This window comes from Microbacterium sp. TNHR37B, assembly GCF_001620065.1.
GTDB lineage: Bacteria > Actinomycetota > Actinomycetes > Actinomycetales > Microbacteriaceae > Microbacterium.
On sequence record NZ_LQGV01000001.1, the window covers coordinates 875,252 to 889,454 of the forward strand.

Here is a 14,203-nt window from a genome sequence, read left to right on the forward strand (position 1 = left end):
TTCAGCTGCTGAGGATCCGCTGGAACAGCAGGTGATCCTGCCAGCGGCCGGCGATGCGCAGATACTCCGGAGCCATCCCGATCCGTTCGAACCCGCAGCGATGCAACACCGCCTGCGACGCACCGTTGTCGACGAGCGTGCTGGCCTGGATCCGGTGGAGACCGATGGCGGTGCCGGCCAGCGCGACCGTCGCCTGCACGGCCGCGGTCATCAGCCCCCGGCCGGCATACTCGGCATCGATCCAGTAGCCGAGGTTCGCGCTCTGGAACGCGCCGCGAGCGATGCCCGACAGGGTCACCCGACCGATGATCAGGTCTTCGTCGAGGAGCGCCAACGGCACTCCTCCGCCGGCCTTCTCATCCGCGAGCGCCCGCTCGATCTCCGTCCGCTGCCCCTCCTCGCTGAAGAACGTCTCGTCGCGTATCGGTGACGTGGGTTCGAGGTGAGCCCGGTTCCGCCGGTATGCCTCCGCAAGCGCGGCGGCATCGGCCAGGGCAAGTGAGCGGAGGCGGATGTCGTCGGAGAGCGCGATGTCGTGGTGCACTCGAGGGACCCTAGTGCGACGTGGGGCGCCACACCAATCCGCGCCCGCTGAAGGCGCTCAGGGCTCCACGACTCAGGTGCCGCCCTCTCGCGTGTAGACGATGCGGAGATGACGTAGGTCTGCCGAGCCCTGCCAGAACTCCACGCGTGTGGGCACCACGCGCCACAGGGTCCAGTCGTCGGGATCGATGCCGTGCTGCGCGGCGGCGCTGCGCGCATGGAGGTCGGCGAGACTCTCCTCGCCCGACGCTTCGCCGACGCGACCCCGCACGCGGATCGACCGGACGAGGGGCTGCCACCAGAAGGTCAGCGCCGCCTGCGGCGCGGCTTCGAGCTGGCGCCCCTTGGCGCTGCGCCGCGTGCTCGCGAACGCCCATCCGCGGTCGTCGACGTCTTTCAATACGAGCACCCGCGCGTCGGGGACGCCGCTCTCGTCCACCGTCGACAGTGTCATCGCGTGCGGCTCGGGAACCCCGGCGCGACGCGCTCCGTCTAGCCAGTCCAGGAACAGACTCACCGGGTCGTCCGGGAGGCGGTCCGCGTCCCACGACGGGGCGGTGCCGGCCAGCGACGGAAGCGAACGCAACAACGCTCGAGTGTCGTCGGTCATGCTCTCCTCCGTCGATCGGTCCGGGGCGCGGCCGGTGGCGGCATGCGGTGCCGGCGCCATCTAGACGTTGACGCGGAACTCCACCGGGTTACGTTATGGATAGGCATCTGCCTCGCCGTTCGAACGCGGCAAGATGGAAAGCATGTGCGCTACCAACCTGTGGGTGATCAACGCGGCCGCATTCACACCCGAGTTCACTCGGTTCACCACCGACGTGCTCGGCGTCGAGCCGACACCGTCCGAGATACGCATCTCCTCCAGCCGAGTGCGCAACTCGTCCACTGTCTTCACGCTCATCCGGCGGATGTGCGACTGTGACACCCTCGTCGGGCGTCGCAACGATCCTCCCGTGGACGGCGAGATCAGCGCCGAGGCGTGGCTCACGTGGCTTCGCGACCTGCCCGCCCACGTGCCACATGTCTCGCGCATCGCAGTCATGCGCGCATGGAGCCCTGAGGATGACGTCATTGCGCCAACCCATGCGCGTGGCATCCGGATCGGCGAACTCACCGAAGACGTTCTTCGCGATGTCCGCGACGACAACCTGCTGACGATCGACTATCCGCGCGCCGCGTGAGTACTCATCAAGCGCGGAAAGGATCACACGTTGAAGCGGAACTCCACCGAGTTCCGACACAGGGAAGTGTATTCTCTGACGGTCATGAGTGCCGCCACTCGCAAGAATTCGGTCACAAAGCATCGTCATGGCACGAACTGCTGCCGAGGACAGCCCCTTGCCTGAAGGTGGGCACTACTCGAAGTAGTCCTCATCGACCTCGACAGCGCTGAATCGCTGCTTCTCTTGCACACCGACGCGGTAGGCGATCATCAGGTCGACAAGCTTCGATCCGTCGATCAGAATGATGCGCGACTGAACCTTCTGGGCGTAGTCGATGGCACCAGACGTGAACGCACTCGTGGTGAGGAAAACTCCCCGAGAGGCCCCGAACCCATGGAGCGCCCCAACGAAAGCCTGAATAGGCTCCCGCCCGACGTTGTTGCCCTCTTTGTATCGCTTCGCCTGAATGTAGACTTGGTCGAGACCGAGGGCATCTTGATCGATCAGACCGTCGATTCCTTCATCGTTGCTACCCCCGATGCGTTTGCCACGCTGGGCCGCTCCCCCGTAGCCCATCTTCAGGAGCAGATCCACGACGGCCTGTTCGAAGAAATCGGGGTGACTGTTGCGGAGCCGGTCGAGCAAATCTTCACCGACGCTGGCTTCGATACGAGCCACAGCGTCTTCGATGACCTCGATGGGATCGGAGATCTCGTCTGAGGGCTCCGGCGCTGCGCTCGGTGACGACGCCTTGGTCTTCTCGGGCCAGAACGGCGCGAACACCTCTCGAGCGAGCGCGTAGTCGAATCCGTTCGGGTAGTCCGCCAGAGCCTTCCTGCCGGCGTCGTTGATGACGTAACGGCCTCGCTCTGGCTTATCCACCCACTGCGCCTTCCCCAGATGGCTCAGCACCCAGCCCATGCGCTGCTCGTATCGGGTCCCGCCGGACTTGAGCGTCTCGGCACGGGCATCGTCGCTGATGCCAGCGCGCTCAGCGACAGCATCGAAGATCTCCCGCCGCTGATAGTTCCTGCCGTCGGAAAGTACCCGCAGTGTGGGTACCACCAGAACTGGCCAGATCGGCACGAGAGATGAGTCTTCGGACATGCTCTTGATTATCCCAGGTTGGCTCGTCGGCCATCTGAAGCGGTGAGGCGACCGGGAGGGGCGACCAGCTCGGGTTGTCCCGCTGAGGACTGCATGCGCAACATCGATGCGCTCGTCAGCGGATTCTTCCCACTGCTCACGGGAGTCTTCGTCATGACTCCAAGCTTCAAGCCCAAAGCGGGCTCGCCGTCTGCCACCCCTCGGGAACGCCCATATGAGAGATCGGAACGATTTGCACTGTCGGGAAACTCTTGACCACAGCGGGCAGTAGCCTACTTTGCCCTACCTCGAGTCTGTCCGAGAGAAAACGGATGAGCGTCAGTTGCCCGAACGTGCGGCTCCAATCGGTCGCCACAGAATCAAGGTCGGGGTGACGGCCAACTCTCGGAAGCTTCGGGGCGATGGTGTGCACTCGGTTGAAAAGCCTTCCGTGATGTGCACAGGTGTTACGCACAAGATTGAGCGCCTTGAGCCAGCTCGTCAGCTGCGGCGCGCTGAGTCCACAAGCATCGGCAACCACGTCCTGAACATTTCTGGGTGCGAAACCATAGAGGTATGTGAGGCTCCCCCAATCAAGGATCTCCGTCGCAGCCCAGACCGGCAAGCGTCCACCGTATTTCTTGTGGTGGTGGTCAACGAAGTCCTCACGCGAGTCGTTCAGTTCTTTCTCGTAACGCTCAACCCAGCGCGGATACTGGTCACCCCGTCTTGCCGTAGGGCCCAGCATAGAAGGATCCAGATGAGCACAGGGATCGATTCGACCGAGCTCGTGGCCGAGCAGGGCACGTATAGCAAGTTCGACCGGCGTCAGAGCAGCGAACGTCGCAGCCCTGAGCCTCGCGTCGAAGTCGTACAGCGCGATGACATCCGCAAATCGGCTACCAGGGTAGAAAGAGTCTTCGCGGCCGCTCGAAGTGAGTTTTCGAAAGGGATACCAGTAGCCGCTCAAACGGTAGTAGTTCACCCTGCGAAGAGTCGCGGCGGCGGCTTCATCATCACCCATGTCCATGCCACGACTCGCGAGGAGGGCGACCTGCTGTTCATAGGTCTTGTGCTCCTTGACGTCTTCGTCCACGAACACCACCTGAGAAAAATGAAGACCGGCCCTGGACCTACCGAGGTAGGCGGAACCGGTCGTAGTGGTTCAAGTGTACGTCAGATCCAGGTGCTTGTGCAAGAAGTCGGACGAGCGAGGCGCTCTGGCCTGGTAGTCACTCAGCAGAGCACGCCCGCAGCCCGTCGAGTCGCTGCTCGGCAATCGCCAGAGCAGTGTCTGCCTGTATCGCGTTCTGCTCCTGGACAAGGATGCGGTCGTGCAGTCGCTGTACGGACACGGAGTCGACTTCTTGGAGTGCAAGCTCGCCCAGCTCGTGAAGGGGACTGCTGCACGGATAGGTGACGGTGGGTTTGTCACGCGGCCGGTGCGGCTGGCGTGTTCATGATGACCTCGAACTCCACGGGCGTCAAACGTCCGGGGCGAAGTTGGCGGCGGCGTCGGTGGTAGGTCCGCTCGATCCAGGTCACGATGGCGATGCGGAGCTCATCGTGAGTGGCCCAGGATCGGCGGTTGAGGACGTTCTTCTGGAGTAGTGCGAAGAATGACTCCATGGCGGCGTTGTCGCCTGCGGCGCCGACCCGGCCCATGGATCCGACCATGCGGTGGCGGGCGAGGGTGCGGAGGAACTTGCGGCTTCGGAATTGACTGCCTCTGTCGCTGTGAACCACGCAGCTGGCGACGTCGCCGCGCATCTGGGCGGCGTTCTCCAGGGCCCTGACGGCCAGGGTCGACTTCATCCGGGAGTCGATGGAGTACCCGACGATCTTGTTCGAGAAGACATCCTGGACCGCGCAGAGGTAGAGCTTTCCTTCGCCGGTTCGGTGCTCCGTGATGTCGGTCAGCCAGAGCTGGTTCGGCTCGGCCGCGGTGAAGTCGCGGCCGACGAGATCGTCGTGGACGGGCGGTCCGGGCCTCTTCCCGCTCCCGCGGCCCCGCTTCTTCCCGAAGCTGGACCACCAGCCATTGGCTGCAGCGATCCGCCACGCCGTCCGATCCGCCATCGCCTCACCCGCATCACGGGCCTCGTCCGCGAGCAGCCGGTGTCCGAACTCCGGGTCATCCTTGTGAGCGTCGAACAGCGCGTTCGCGCGGTACGCCTCCACCACCTCGCTTTGCGTGATGGGGGCCGCCAGCCACCGGTAGTAGGGCTGGCGAGAGAGCTTGAGCACCCGGCACGTCACCGTCACGGGAATCCCCGAGCCGGCGAGCTCCTTCACGAGCGGGTAGAGCCTTTTCCCGGCAGGTTCGCCTGTGACAGATACGCTGCCGCCCGCCGGAGGACCTCGTTCTCTTGCTCGAGTAGCCGGACCCGCTGCCGCAGCTCACGGTTCTCCGCGGACTCCGCCCGGGACGGGCCCGGCGCAGTCCCATCGTCGACCTTCGCGCGGTGGAGCCACTTCTGCAGCGTCATCGGGTGAACACCGAAGTCTTTCGCGATCTGCTCGATCGTCACTCCGGGCTCACGGTTCCGCGCGACGCGCACGACGTCATCACGGAACTCACTCGGGTAGGGCTTGGGCACAGCAACATCCTTCCAGGCCCACCCCTCGGGCAAGCCAGATCAGATGTCACCTACTCGCGCAGCAGTCCCCAATCACCCAAACTCTGTGTTAGTGATGCCCCGAAAAGCGCGAGAAATCAACGATCTAGTTATTAAATCTAAACTCCACCACGTCGCCGTCCTGCATGACGTAGTCCTTGCCCTCCAGGCGCGCCTTGCCCGCCGCCCGTGCGGCCGCGACGGACCCGGCAGCGACGAGGTCGTCGAAGGAGATCACCTCCGCCTTGATGAAGCCCTTCTCGAAGTCGGTGTGGATCACCCCGGCCGCCTGCGGCGCCTTCCAGCCCTTGCCGATCGTCCAGGCCCGGGCCTCCTTGGGGCCTGCCGTCAGGTAGGTCTGCAGTCCCAGCGTGTCGAAGCCGATGCGCGCGAGCTGGTCGAGCCCCGACTCGTCCTGACCTGTCGAGGCGAGCAGCTCGGCTGCGTCCTCGGGATCGAGGTCGATGAGCTCCGACTCGATCTTCGCGTCGAGGAAGACGGCGGAGGCGGGGGCGACGAGCGCCGCGAGCTCCGCGCGTCGGGCATCGTCGGTGAGCACCGACTCGTCGACATTGAAGACGAAGATGAAGGGCTTGGCCGTCAGAAGGCCGAGCTCCTTGATGGGCGCGAGATCGAGGGACGACGCCGAGAGGAGCTCACCCCGCTGCAGCACCTCCAGCGCTTCCTGCGCGGTGGAGAGGACGGCGGGGTCGAGCTTCTTCCCGCGGACCTCCTTCTCGTACCGCGCGATAGCCCGCTCCAGCGTCTCGAGGTCGGCCAACTGCAGCTCGGCGTTGATCGTCTCCATGTCGGAGGCGGGGTCCACCTTGCCGTCGACGTGCACGACATCGCCGTCCGCGAAACCGCGGACGACCTGAGCGATCGCGTCGGCCTCCCGGATGTTGGCGAGGAACTTGTTGCCGAGACCCTCACCTTCGCTCGCGCCACGGACGATGCCCGCGATGTCGACGAACGAGACCGCCGCGGGAAGGATCCGCTCGGAGCCGAAGATGCCCGCGAGGGTCTCCAGGCGCGGATCGGGAAGGTTCACGACGCCGATGTTGGGTTCGATCGTGGCGAACGGATAGTTCGCCGCCAGCACCTGGTTCTTGGTGAGGGCGTTGAAGAGCGTCGACTTGCCGACGTTGGGGAGACCGACGATTCCGATGGTAAGAGCCACGGGATGTCAGTCTACGTGGGCTCCCCGCCCTCTCCGCGCCCGGGCGTGCGGGCACGGAAGGCTCGCGTCACGTACGGCAGCCGCACCTCCGCGTCGCCGACCGCACCGATCTCGTCGAACAGCTCCGCGATCTCGGCCTCGATGCGCGAGCGTTCGGCCGCCCCGGCCGTGATCACGTAGCTGCGCGAGCGCACCATTGCGGTCAGCCCCGCCTGCGTCATCGGGCGCTCCCACGACCACCGCTGCTCTTCGAGACCCGCGAACGGCGGCCTCACCTCCGGACCGCCGCGAGCCAAGAGCTCCTCGGCGTGGCTGCCCTTCATGATCGCGGTCAGCCGGGCGACCCACGGCACACGCTCATCCCGCAGGTTCCACACGAGCCCCAGGACGCCACCGGGCCGGAGGACCCGGGCCACCTCGATGGACGCGGCGCCGGGGTCGACCCAGTGCCACGCCTGCCCGAGCACGACCGCATCGAGCGCGCCGACACTCTCCCCCGCTCTCGGCAACGGCAAAGCCTCCGCACTCCCCACGAGCGTCGGCACGCCCGGGACGGCGGTTCTGAGCGCGGCCAGCATCTCCGGATCTGGGTCGACCGCCACGACGTCCGCGCCGAGGCTCCGAAGCACCCGGGTGAGCTTGCCCGTTCCCGCTCCGACGTCAGCGACGCGGACCGGCGCGGCACCCCCGACGGGTGCGAGCATCCACGACACCGCCTCGACCGGATAGTCCGGGCGACCCGCCTCGTAGACGTCGGCGGCGCGGCCGAAAGACCGGGAGAGATCCTGGGCATCGCGCATGTCCCGACCCTACGCTCGCGTCGCGCGACGCGGTCGAGGGCGCGTCCACCGCAAGCGTTCCCGGCGCGCCTTCCTCACGCGAACCGGGCGCGGGGTGAGTCTGGGGAGGTGCCCCTGGACTTCACCGCGATCGACTTCGAGACGGCGAACTCCTCCAGCGCGTCGGCCTGCTCGGTGGGGCTCGCCCGTGTGCGGAACGGCCGCGTGGTGGCCACGGCGGGATGGCTCATCCGCCCGCCGGCGGGCCACGATCGATTCTTCGAGATCAACACGCGCATTCACGGCATTCGGGCCGACGACGTCATCGACGCGAAGGACTGGACCTCTCAACTCCCGGACCTGTGCGCCTTCCTCGGCGACGACGTTCTGGTCGCCCACAACGCCGGATTCGACATGACGGTGCTGCGCCGGGCCTGTGAAGCCACCGGAGATGTGCATCCCGCGTATCGCTACCTGTGCAGCCTGCAGGTCGCGCGGAAGACCTACGACCTGGAGTCGTACCGTCTTCCGCTGGCCGCCGCAGCCGCCGGCTACCTCGACTTCCCTCACCACGACGCTTTGGCCGACGCGATCGCCTGCGCGCACATCGTCATCGACGCCGCCGCCCGAGCGGGCGCGGGAGACGCTGTCGAGCTCGCCATGCTCCTCGGCCTGCGCGTTCCGCAGGTGCCGGTTCCGGAGAGGGCAACCGCTCTCTCCGACGTGCCCGCCGTCGCCTGACGCGGCGATGTCGGGACCTCCGAGGAGGATGGCTCCATGAACGACATGCCCCTGCTCGTCACCTGCCTCGCGTGCGTGCTCGTGGGGGTCGCGGCAGGCTGGTTCGGTGGAGCCGCACGCGCCACGGCGCGGGCTGCGGTGGAACGCACCACCACAGCGGCCCGACTGGCCGCAGCCGAGGCGGAACGTGCCGCGCTGGCGACACAGCTCGATCAACAGCGCGAGGTGACGCGGGAGCTCGCGGCGCAGGCACGGTCAGACCAGGCGATGCGCGACGAGCGGGAACGTCGGGAGCAGCATGTGTTGCGCGCACTCGCCCCCGTGAACGACGCCCTGCAGGCGATGCAGCAGAAGGTCGATCACCTGGAACGCGAGAGGCAACAGCAGTACGGCTCGCTCGCCGAACAGCTCCGGCGGGCCCACGAGCAAGGAGAGCGGTTGCGGGCCACCACCGAGTCCCTGTCGGGTGCCCTGCGATCGACGTCGGCACGCGGCGTGTGGGGCGAGACCCAGCTCCGGCGGATCGTCGAGTCGGCCGGCCTCACGCGGTACGTCGACTTCGAGACCCAGGCCTCGGTGACCTCCGATGCGGGCGCCGGGCGGCCCGACCTCGTCGTGCGCCTTCCCGGCGACAAGGCGCTCGCCGTCGACGCGAAGGTGCCTCTCGACGCCTATCTGGAGGCGAACGATATTCCGGTCACGGCGACCGGCGCCGAAGGCACGCGCCGCAAGGCCCTCTTGGATCGGCATGTGAAGGCCGTCCGCGCCCACGTCGACGCGCTCGCGAAGAAGAGCTACTGGTCCGGGCTGTCGTCGAGCCCGGAGTTCGTCGTCTGCTTCATTCCGAGCGAGTCGCTCCTCGCAGCGGCCCTCGACGAGGATCCGTCGCTGCTGGACTACGCGTTCACTCGCCGCGTCGTGCTGGCGTCGCCGGTCAACCTCTGGGCCGTGCTCAAGACCGTCGCCTACACCTGGACTCAGCAAGACGTGTCCGATGAGGCACGCCGGCTCTTCGACCTGGGGAACGAGCTCTATCAGCGCCTCGGCGGCCTCGTCCGACACACCGACGATCTGCGGCGCGCGATCGAACGGACCGTCGATAGCTACAACAAGCTCACCGGTGCCCTCGAGTCCCGGGTGCTCGTCAGCGCACGGCGGTTTCCCGGCATCGATGCGACCAAGCTCGACGCAACGGCTACTCCGACCGCGATCGAGAGCTCTCCGAGGCGGCTCACGGCGCCCGAGTTCATCGAACCTGCGACGACCAGCGCCGAGCAAACCGTCACGGAGACGACCAGCGCCGACGTGGGTGAACTGCGTGTCCGCTTGGACGGGGTCAGCCGCCCGGGAAGAAGTTCATGAGGCCGATCACGGCGGCAGACACCGCGACGAAGGCGCCGATCATCCACCACGCGCTCACCTGGTGGTCTTCGGGCATCCGGCGACGCAGCAGCACGTCGGGGCGGCGGGCGGGGTCGATGGGTACCGCGATCTGACCGGTCTTCGGACTGTTCATTGCTGCGGACATCAGGACTCCCAAATCATGTGGAGGGCGACGTGTCGCCGATGACACCGCTCACCATTCTGCCAGAGGGGGCTGTGAACAGCCTCCATCCCGATGGTGTCCCGCGTGGCGCATCCGTCTCGATCAGGTCACAGCCACTTCGAGGTGAGGTGCTCCGACGAGATGCGTCGCAGTGTTCCCGACGCGCCGCGGAGCACGACCGACTCGGTGTAGACGTAGTCACCCTCACGTCGCACGCCGGCCACGAGCTCGCCGTTGGTGACGCCGGTCGCCACGAAGATCGTGTTCTTCCCCGTCACCATCTCATCGGCCTCGTACACGTGATCGTCGAGCTTGAGCCCCGCGTCGATGCCGCGCTGCTTCTCCTCGTCGTCGCGGGGCCACAACCGACCCTGGATGTGTCCCCCCAGGGCCTTGATGGCGCACGCCGTCACGATCCCCTCGGGGCTGCCGCCGATGCCGACGCACATATCGGTCCGGGCGTTGTGACGGGCCGCGTTGATCCCGCCCGCGACATCGCCGTCGCTCATCAGCCGGGTGCCGGCACCGGAGGCCCGGATCTCCTCGATCAGGCGGGCATGTCGGGGCCGGTTGAGCACCGAGACGACCATCTCGTCGACGGGCTTACCCAGCGCCTTGGCCAACCGGTGGACGTTCTCGGCAACGGGGAGACGGATGTCGACCACCCCGACGCCCGCGGGGCCGGTGACGATCTTGTCCATGTAGAAGACCGATGAGGCATCGAGCATCGCACCACGGTCAGCGACGGCGAGGACCGACAGCGCGTTGTTGCGCCCTTCCGCGGTCAGCGTCGTCCCGTCGATGGGGTCGACGGCGATGTCGCACTGCGGGCCGCGCCCGGTGCCGACGTGCTCTCCGTTGAAGAGCATCGGGGCGTTGTCCTTCTCCCCTTCGCCGATGACGATCACGCCGTCGAAGTTGACGGTCGACAGGAAGGCGCGCATGGCATCGACCGCGGCACCGTCGGCGAGCTCCTTCTGACCACGGCCGATGAACGGCACCGAACGGATGGCCGCCGCCTCGGTCGCGCGCACCAGTTCGAGTGCGAGGTTGCGGTCGGGATGCAGCGGACTCATGTCCGCGGTCAGGCTCACCATGCGCTCAGACTACGCGGCGAAGAGGCTCCGCTCCGCGTTTTTCCAGCGTGCCGAGGCGAAGGAATCGCGTTTCTTGACAGCGGTGAAGACGTCGCGCAACGACGGCTTTTCCTGGCGGCCCGCGCGTCGGCGCGGAGTGTGCTTCGCTAGAGTGACCGAGGAATCACCGCCGCACATATGACCGAGGAGTCGTCATGCCCGTCGCCACCCCTGAGCAGTACGCCGAGATGCTGGATCGCGCGAAGGCGGGCGGATTCGCCTACCCCGCGATCAATGCCGCCAGCTCGCAGTCCGTCAATGCCGTGCTGCAGGGACTCACCGAGGCGGGTTCCGACGGCATCCTGCAGGTCACGACCGGGGGCGCGGACTACTTCGCCGGCCACACCGTCAAAGCCCGCGCGACGGGAGCGCTCGCCTTCGCCGCCTACGTGCACGAGGTCGCCAAGAGCTACCCGATCACCGTCGCCCTCCACACCGACCACTGCCCGAAGCCCGCGCTCGATGACTTCGTCCTGCCGCTGATCGCCGAGTCGGAGAAGGTCGTCGCCGACGGAGGCCAGCCGATCTTCCAGTCGCACATGTGGGACGGTTCGGCCGTGCCGCTCGACGAGAACATCGAGATCGCGAAGGAGCTGCTCCCCCGGATCAAGGCGATCAACGCCATCCTCGAGGTCGAGATCGGTGTCGTCGGTGGCGAAGAGGACGGGGTCAAGCACGAAGGCTCCAACGAGGCGCTGTACACGACCACCGCCGATGTGGCCAAGGCGGTCGAGGCGCTCGGACTGGGCGACCAGGGCCGGTGGATCGCCGCGCTGACCTTCGGCAACGTCCACGGCGTCTACAAGCCCGGCAACGTCAAGCTGCGCCCCGAGCTCCTCGGTGAGATCCAGGCGGGCATCGCGGAGAAGTTCGGCACCGGCCCGAAGCCCCTCGACCTCGTGTTCCACGGCGGCAGCGGTTCGACGGACGAAGAGATCGCCCTCGCGGTGGCCAACGGCGTGGTGAAGATGAACATCGACACCGACACCCAGTACGCCTTCACCCGCTCGGTCGCCGGCTTCATGTTCCAGAACTACGACGGCGTCCTCAAGGTCGATGGCGAAGTGGGCAACAAGAAGGCCTACGACCCGCGGGCCTGGGGCAAGATCGCCGAGTCCGCGATGGCCGCCCGTGTCGTCGAGGCGACCCAGCAGCTCGGATCGTACGGCAAGTCCACGTCCTGATCTCTGTCACGCCGATGCCGTGGCACCCCTCGGGGTGACCACGGCATCGTCGTCTCGGCCCCGGCGAGGCAATCCCCGTCACGGGGCCGCCTGATCCTGCCGCGCCGCGGCTCAGTACGAGGCGGTGCCCAGCAGATCACGCGGGTAGAGGATCTTCGCCACGCCATCGACCTTGACCCCGAGGTGCAGGTGCGGGCCGGTGGAGCAGCCCGTGGAGCCCACCTCCCCGATCTTCTGCCCCGCCTTGACGGTCTGGCCGTTCTTGACCGAGAACTTGCTCAGGTGCGCGTAGTTCAGCTCGAACTCGGTCCCGTCGATGACCGAGGTGATGCGTACCTGCTTCTGGCGCGTGTTGTTGGGAGCCCAGGAGGGACAGCCCGAGGTGATCCACACTTCCTCGACCTTCGCCTTGCCCCCACGCATCGCGTAGACGGGGGTGCCGGTCGGCTCGGGGAAGTCGTCTCCACTGTGCCCCGAATAGGTCGTCATGGTGGCGGAGGGACGGATCGGATAGGCCCAGCCGTACCGGCCCGGAGTGCTGCCGGTGGCGGCGGTCGCGTCGGAATAGACGGGGAGCTTCTTCTGGTCCCACGTCCACAGGCCGTCGACCTCGACCAGACGCAGGTTCCCGCTGTTGTCGAGAGTCAGTGCACTCACGGCGTACCCGGTGGTGCCCGACTGCCACGCCGGCCGGTCCGACGACGAGTAGACCGCCAGCAGCCCGTCCTCGCGCAGGACGAGAATCGGGTCGATCGTCCCCGTCGTCTTCGTGGAGCGAAGCGGTGTGCCGTTCTTGGTGAGGACCACGTTCCCGTCTCCCTGGACGGTGAGACGATAGGTGCCGTTGGGGGAAGCGAGGTAGGTGCCCGTGCGCATCGCGGTTCCCGGCCGCAGCACGTCGCCGAGCGACCACGATGCGGACCGTTTGGCGGACTGACGCGTCACGGTGAGGTAGCCGCTCTTCTTCGCCGTCACCTCGACGGTCACCAGTCGACCGGCCGCCCATTCGGGAACGGTCCAGGTGGAGGACGTCGCGCCGGCGACATCGGAACCGTCGACACGCCACTGATAACTGAAGCTCGGTGCCGGCTTCCACGATCCGACATCCGCACGGAGTTGCCGACCCGCGGCGACGGTGCCGGTGACCTTCGGAGAGGGTGAGGCGGTGAAGCCCCACTTGGCGTCGACGGCGCCGCTCGTGCGGGTGACGGTGGTGTACCCGGTCTTGGAGCCCGTGATCCGCACGGAGATCTCGTGACCCGCGTCCGCCGACACGAGTGTGTACGTCTTCTTGGTGGCACCACTGATCGACTTGCCCCCGCGGAACCACTCATAGCGGAAGGTGACCGGCGACGGCCCCCACGTGCCGGGCTTGGCCGTGAGCACGGAACCGACCGTCGGCGTTCCGCTGAGGCTGACGGTCGACGGCACCGTCAGAACCTTCGGCACGCTCACGGCGCCGGAGGCCTTGGTCACAGTCGTGTAGCCGCTCTTGGTGGCGGTGACCCGCACCGAGACCTCTTTCCCGGCGTCCGCCGCGACGAGGGTGTACGTCTTGCCATCGGCTCCGGAGATGGCGCTCGACCCTCGATACCAGCGGTACGAGAGAGTGACGGGTGCCGGCGCCCATGCGCCCGGGCTCGCCGTGAGCTTCTTGCCGACGGCGACCGTCCCGGTGATCGCGGGCGCCGGGGCTGCCGTGAATGCGCGTCCGACCTTCTTGCCGTCGCTGGTGGCCGACGCCGTGATATAGCCGTCTCGCGTGGCGACGACCTTCGCGGAGACGGTCGCATCCGCGTCGGCGGCCGTCAGCGTGTAGGTCGACGCTGTCGCCCCCGAGATCGCCTTGCCGGATCGCAGCCACTGATAGGAGAAGACGCTGGGCGTGGGCTTCCAGGTCCCCGGCGCGACGCGAAGGGTGCGGCCCACCGTCGCCGTGCCCGAGACCGCCGGTTCACCGATCGTGGAGAACGGCTTCGGGGTCGGAGAGGGAGTCGGCGTGGGTGACGGCGATGGCGAGGAGGTCGATGAGGGCCGAGGGGTGGGCGTAGCGGCGGTCGCGACGTTCTCCGATGCGACGGTGGTCGCGGCGACCGCGGGAAGGGCCTGCGCGGGCACGAGACCGAGCGCCAGGCTCGAGGCGGTGATCAGCGCCAGCGAGACCGTCAGGGCACCACGACGGAGGGCACGGGGCATTGCTCGCTCCCTTCGGGGGGTCTCG

Annotated in this window: 14 protein-coding genes; 4 read left to right on the forward strand and 10 right to left on the reverse strand. The window is 66.9% G+C overall.

Annotation, left to right across the window (positions count from 1 at the left end; all coding sequences use genetic code 11):
* Position 1 precedes the first annotated feature (1 nt).
* Positions 2-544, reverse strand: a complete 543-nt coding sequence (locus AVP41_RS04305) for a GNAT family N-acetyltransferase (protein WP_067161201.1) — start codon at positions 542-544, stop codon at positions 2-4.
* 72 nt (positions 545-616) lie between these two features.
* Positions 617-1,153 (reverse strand): pyridoxine/pyridoxamine 5'-phosphate oxidase, encoded by a 537-nt coding sequence (locus tag AVP41_RS04310; RefSeq protein WP_067162779.1) that lies wholly within the window; start codon positions 1,151-1,153, stop codon positions 617-619.
* A 142-nt stretch (positions 1,154-1,295) separates the two neighbouring features.
* Here AVP41_RS04310 and AVP41_RS04315 point away from each other — a divergent pair, with 142 nt between their 5' ends.
* The gene (locus AVP41_RS04315; protein ID WP_067161203.1) at positions 1,296-1,730 is read left to right on the forward strand and encodes a hypothetical protein; all 435 of its coding nucleotides are present in this window, start codon (positions 1,296-1,298) and stop codon (positions 1,728-1,730) included.
* Between the two features lie 174 nt (positions 1,731-1,904).
* Here AVP41_RS04315 and AVP41_RS04320 read toward each other — a convergent pair whose 3' ends face one another.
* The 5 genes from AVP41_RS04320 to AVP41_RS04340 all read right to left on the reverse strand — a co-directional run bounded on the left by AVP41_RS04320 (position 1,905) and on the right by AVP41_RS04340 (position 7,396).
* Positions 1,905-2,819, reverse strand: a complete 915-nt coding sequence (locus tag AVP41_RS04320; protein ID WP_067161206.1) for a restriction endonuclease — start codon at positions 2,817-2,819, stop codon at positions 1,905-1,907.
* A gap of 166 nt (positions 2,820-2,985) precedes the next feature.
* The gene (locus tag AVP41_RS16290) at positions 2,986-3,894 is read right to left on the reverse strand and encodes an Abi family protein (protein ID WP_231902658.1); all 909 of its coding nucleotides are present in this window, start codon (positions 3,892-3,894) and stop codon (positions 2,986-2,988) included.
* 335 nt (positions 3,895-4,229) lie between these two features.
* Positions 4,230-5,398, reverse strand: a protein-coding gene (locus AVP41_RS04325; RefSeq protein WP_157532381.1) for an IS3 family transposase whose coding sequence is annotated in 2 segments (ribosomal slippage) — positions 4,230-5,111 and positions 5,114-5,398 — 1,167 coding nt in all. Because the reading frame shifts where the segments join, the coding sequence is not laid out codon by codon here.
* A 124-nt stretch (positions 5,399-5,522) separates the two neighbouring features.
* Positions 5,523-6,596, reverse strand: a complete 1,074-nt coding sequence (gene ychF, locus AVP41_RS04335; RefSeq protein WP_067161214.1) for a redox-regulated ATPase YchF — start codon at positions 6,594-6,596, stop codon at positions 5,523-5,525.
* Between the two features lie 11 nt (positions 6,597-6,607).
* Positions 6,608-7,396 carry a class I SAM-dependent methyltransferase gene (locus AVP41_RS04340; protein ID WP_067161218.1) on the reverse strand — a complete coding sequence of 263 codons (789 nt, stop codon included), beginning with the start codon at positions 7,394-7,396 and terminating at the stop codon, positions 6,608-6,610.
* A 108-nt stretch (positions 7,397-7,504) separates the two neighbouring features.
* Here AVP41_RS04340 and AVP41_RS04345 point away from each other — a divergent pair, with 108 nt between their 5' ends.
* Both AVP41_RS04345 and AVP41_RS04350 read left to right on the forward strand, forming a co-directional pair.
* Positions 7,505-8,116, forward strand: a complete 612-nt coding sequence (locus AVP41_RS04345; protein WP_067161220.1) for an exonuclease domain-containing protein — start codon at positions 7,505-7,507, stop codon at positions 8,114-8,116.
* A gap of 36 nt (positions 8,117-8,152) precedes the next feature.
* Positions 8,153-9,478 (forward strand): DNA recombination protein RmuC, encoded by a 1,326-nt coding sequence (locus AVP41_RS04350; protein ID WP_067161222.1) that lies wholly within the window; start codon positions 8,153-8,155, stop codon positions 9,476-9,478.
* Here AVP41_RS04350 and AVP41_RS04355 read toward each other — a convergent pair.
* Both AVP41_RS04355 and glpX read right to left on the reverse strand, forming a co-directional pair.
* Complete coding sequence (locus AVP41_RS04355) at positions 9,453-9,644, reverse strand: UDP-N-acetylmuramyl pentapeptide phosphotransferase (protein ID WP_067161230.1); 192 nt, start codon at positions 9,642-9,644, stop codon at positions 9,453-9,455. The two genes, AVP41_RS04350 and AVP41_RS04355, sit on opposite strands and share 26 nt — an antisense overlap.
* Before the next feature lie 125 nt (positions 9,645-9,769).
* A complete protein-coding gene (gene glpX / locus AVP41_RS04360; protein ID WP_067161233.1) occupies positions 9,770-10,759 on the reverse strand; it encodes a class II fructose-bisphosphatase in 990 nt (329 codons plus the stop codon).
* Positions 10,760-10,953: 194 nt separating this feature from the next.
* Here glpX and fbaA point away from each other — a divergent pair, with 194 nt between their 5' ends.
* On the forward strand, positions 10,954-11,982 hold the full coding sequence (fbaA, locus tag AVP41_RS04365) for a class II fructose-bisphosphate aldolase (RefSeq protein ID WP_067161236.1): 1,029 nt from the start codon (positions 10,954-10,956) through the stop codon (positions 11,980-11,982).
* 111 nt (positions 11,983-12,093) lie between these two features.
* On the opposite strand, the gene AVP41_RS16985 is transcribed toward fbaA, so the two are convergent.
* Positions 12,094-14,178 carry a peptidoglycan DD-metalloendopeptidase family protein gene (locus tag AVP41_RS16985; protein ID WP_067161244.1) on the reverse strand — a complete coding sequence of 695 codons (2,085 nt, stop codon included), beginning with the start codon at positions 14,176-14,178 and terminating at the stop codon, positions 12,094-12,096.
* Positions 14,179-14,203: the final 25 nt, after the last annotated feature.

Bases quoted from the DNA above. Each gene is read 5' to 3' on its own strand.
- AVP41_RS04320 (WP_067161206.1), bottom strand. From the start codon at position 2,819: ATGTCCGAAGACTCATCTCTCGTGCCGATCTGGCCAGTTCTGGTGGTA.
- AVP41_RS04355 (WP_067161230.1), bottom strand. From the start codon at position 9,644: ATGTCCGCAGCAATGAACAGTCCGAAGACCGGTCAGATCGCGGTACCC.
- AVP41_RS04350 (WP_067161222.1), top strand. From the start codon at position 8,153: ATGAACGACATGCCCCTGCTCGTCACCTGCCTCGCGTGCGTGCTCGTG.
- AVP41_RS04340 (WP_067161218.1), bottom strand. From the start codon at position 7,396: ATGCGCGATGCCCAGGATCTCTCCCGGTCTTTCGGCCGCGCCGCCGAC.
- AVP41_RS04315 (WP_067161203.1), top strand. From the start codon at position 1,296: ATGTGCGCTACCAACCTGTGGGTGATCAACGCGGCCGCATTCACACCC.
- fbaA (WP_067161236.1), top strand. From the start codon at position 10,954: ATGCCCGTCGCCACCCCTGAGCAGTACGCCGAGATGCTGGATCGCGCG.
- AVP41_RS04310 (WP_067162779.1), bottom strand. From the start codon at position 1,153: ATGACCGACGACACTCGAGCGTTGTTGCGTTCGCTTCCGTCGCTGGCC.
- AVP41_RS16985 (WP_067161244.1), bottom strand. From the start codon at position 14,178: ATGCCCCGTGCCCTCCGTCGTGGTGCCCTGACGGTCTCGCTGGCGCTG.
- glpX (WP_067161233.1), bottom strand. From the start codon at position 10,759: ATGGTGAGCCTGACCGCGGACATGAGTCCGCTGCATCCCGACCGCAAC.